The sequence below is a fragment of the Pseudomonas sp. WS 5071 genome (genome assembly GCF_012985765.1).
Lineage (GTDB): Bacteria > Pseudomonadota > Gammaproteobacteria > Pseudomonadales > Pseudomonadaceae > Aquipseudomonas > Aquipseudomonas lundensis_A.
Window position 1 is genome coordinate 1 of sequence record NZ_JAAQWY010000070.1, and the last position, 2,582, is coordinate 2,582.

Annotated in this window: 2 protein-coding genes; both read left to right on the forward strand. The window is 56.2% G+C overall.

The window, feature by feature from the left end; translation table 11 throughout:
* Nucleotides 1-117: 117 nt before the first annotated feature.
* On the forward strand, nucleotides 118-1,617 hold the full coding sequence (istA, locus tag HBN61_RS22200; protein ID WP_102619021.1) for an IS21 family transposase: 1,500 nt from the start codon (nucleotides 118-120) through the stop codon (nucleotides 1,615-1,617).
* Nucleotides 1,610-2,413 (forward strand): IS21-like element ISPsy20 family helper ATPase IstB, encoded by an 804-nt coding sequence (gene istB / locus HBN61_RS22205; RefSeq protein ID WP_029241171.1) that lies wholly within the window; start codon nucleotides 1,610-1,612, stop codon nucleotides 2,411-2,413. Before istA ends, istB begins: the two co-directional genes overlap by 8 nt.
* Nucleotides 2,414-2,582: the final 169 nt, after the last annotated feature.

Here is a 2,582-nt window from a genome sequence, read left to right on the forward strand (position 1 = left end):
GCTGTTGCCGCTGACCGAAAACTGACCCAGTAGAGGCTCTTCTGCCGACTGAAAACTGACCCAGGTGTTCAACTGCTTCTGCTCACTTTTCGAGCAGGAGAACACAGGGTGATCAGCATGGAAATGTTGGGAAAAATCCGGCGGATGTACTTCCGCGACAAGCTCTCGCTGCATCAGATAGCCAAGCGTACCGGGCTGTCGAGAAACACCATCCGAAAATGGGTCAGAGCGCCCGAAGCCATTCAGCCAGCGTACCAACGGTGCGCAACCTTCAATAAGCTCAGCCCTTTTCACGAGACCCTGGAGCAGGCGCTCAAGGCCGATTCGTTCCGGCCAAAACACAACCGCAGGAGCGCCAAAGCACTTTTTGAGCAGATCAAAGCCGAGGGTTATGACGGCGGTTACAGCCAGCTCACGGCGTTTGTGCGCTCTTGGCGAGGCGAGCAAGGCAAGTCTTTACGCGCTTTTGTACCGCTGACGTTTGCGCTCGGTGAGGCCTTTCAATTTGACTGGAGCGAAGAAGGTCTGCTGATCGGTGGTCTTTTTCGACGTATCCAGGTCTCCCACATGAAGCTGTGTGCCAGCCGCGCATTCTGGTTAGTTGCGTACCCCAGCCAAGGCCACGAGATGCTGTTTGATGCCCACACCCGTTCGTTTGGAGCGTTGGGTGGTGTGCCGCGTCGCGGCATCTACGACAACATGAAAACGGCTGTCGACAAGGTCAACAAAGGCAAAGGGCGCACGGTCAACGCCCGGTTTTCCGTGATGTGCGCGCACTATCTGTTCGATCCGGACTTCTGCAACGTGGCCTCTGGCTGGGAAAAAGGCATCGTCGAAAAGAACGTTCAGGACAGCCGGAGGCGAATCTGGCTCGATGCTCAAAACTGTATGTTTCACACCTTCGAGGAACTGAATGTCTGGCTCGGCCAACGTTGTCGGTCGCTCTGGAGCGAACTAGTGCATCCGCAGTACAACGGGCTGACGGTGGCCGAGGTCTTAGAGCTGGAGCAGGTCGAAATGATGCCAATGCCGACGGCATTTGATGGCTACGTCGAGCGTACCGTGCGGGTCTCCAGCACCTGCCTGATCAGCGTGGCGCGAAATCGCTATTCAGTGCCATGTGAGCGCGTCGGCCAGTGGGTCAGTAGCCGTTTGTACCCTTCGCGGATCGTGGTCATTGCTGACGAAACGGTGATCGCCAGTCACGAGCGCCTCTTTGATCGAGATCAGGTCAGTTTTGACTGGCAGCACTACATCCCACTCATCGAACGCAAGCCTGGTGCATTGCGCAACGGTGCGCCATTTGCTGATCTGCCAAAACCGTTACGGCTTCTCAAACGAGGACTGAGGCGTCACACCAACGGTGATCGAATCATGATGCAGGTACTGGCTGCTGTGCCAATTGCGGGGCTCGAACCTGTGCTGGTGGCGGTGGAGCTGGTACTTGAATCGGGAAGTCTGAGCGCCGATCACATCCTCAATGTCCTTGCCCGCCTGACCTCCACCGCACTACCTCCCAGTGTAGAAACCAGCCTGCAACTCAAGGTCGCGCCTGTTGCCAATACAGCACGCTACGACCGGCTCCGTGCGACCGATGAGGAGAATCGCAATGCGTGACCTAATGACTGAACTCAAAGAACTTCGCCTGCACGGCATGGCCAGTGCTTGGGAAGAACTGGTCTCTCAAGGAACAGCGTCGACGGCTTCATCGAAATGGCTGCTGGAACATCTGCTTCAGCAGGAACATGCGGATCGCGCGGTGCGCTCGGTGAATCATCAGATGAACATGGCAAAACTCCCCATGCACCGTGACTTAGCTGGCTTTGACTTCAGCGCTTCCAGCGCTGATGCCCGGCTGGTCAGCGATCTATCCAGCTTAGCGTTCACTGAAACGGCGCAGAATGTCGTGTTCATTGGCGGCCCTGGAACCGGGAAAACACACCTGGCCAGTGCCTTGGCTGTATCCGGAATCACGGCCCACAACAAACGCGTGCGCTTCTTTTCCACGGTGGATCTGGTGAATCTGCTGGAGCGTGAGAAGTACGATGGCAAGGCAGGGCGAATCGCCCAGGGACTGCTTCGCACAGACCTGGTGATACTGGATGAGCTGGGATATTTGCCCTTTAGCCAAAGCGGCGGTGCCCTGTTATTTCACCTGCTGTCCAAACTGTACGAACACACCAGCGTGGTCATCACCACCAACCTCAGCTTCTCGGAATGGTCGAGTGTGTTTGGCGACGCCAAGATGACCACCGCGTTGTTGGATCGGCTGACACATCACTGCCACATCGTCGAAACGGGCAACGAGTCCTACCGCCTACAACACAGCACCTTGGCCGCCCAGACAAAGATCAAGTCACGGGAACGAAAGCGCAAGGACGGAGATGATGTCGAGGACGATGAGCCATTTTGATCCGCACCATAAATACCCTGCTGCATGCCTACATGCGGTGGGGGTTGATGCGTCTTGAATCGGCCCACTGCTGCTAAGCTTATCCACAATTGCTGGGACAGAAATCAGCAATCCGTCCTGGGTCAATTTTCAATCGGCAGGGTGGGTCAGTTTTCAATCAGCGCCAACA

What these genes read in the sequence shown, in the direction of transcription:
- istA (WP_102619021.1), top strand. Translation starts at nt 118, where the DNA reads ATGGAAATGTTGGGAAAAATCCGGCGGATGTACTTCCGCGACAAGCTC.
- istB (WP_029241171.1), top strand. Translation starts at nt 1,610, where the DNA reads ATGCGTGACCTAATGACTGAACTCAAAGAACTTCGCCTGCACGGCATG.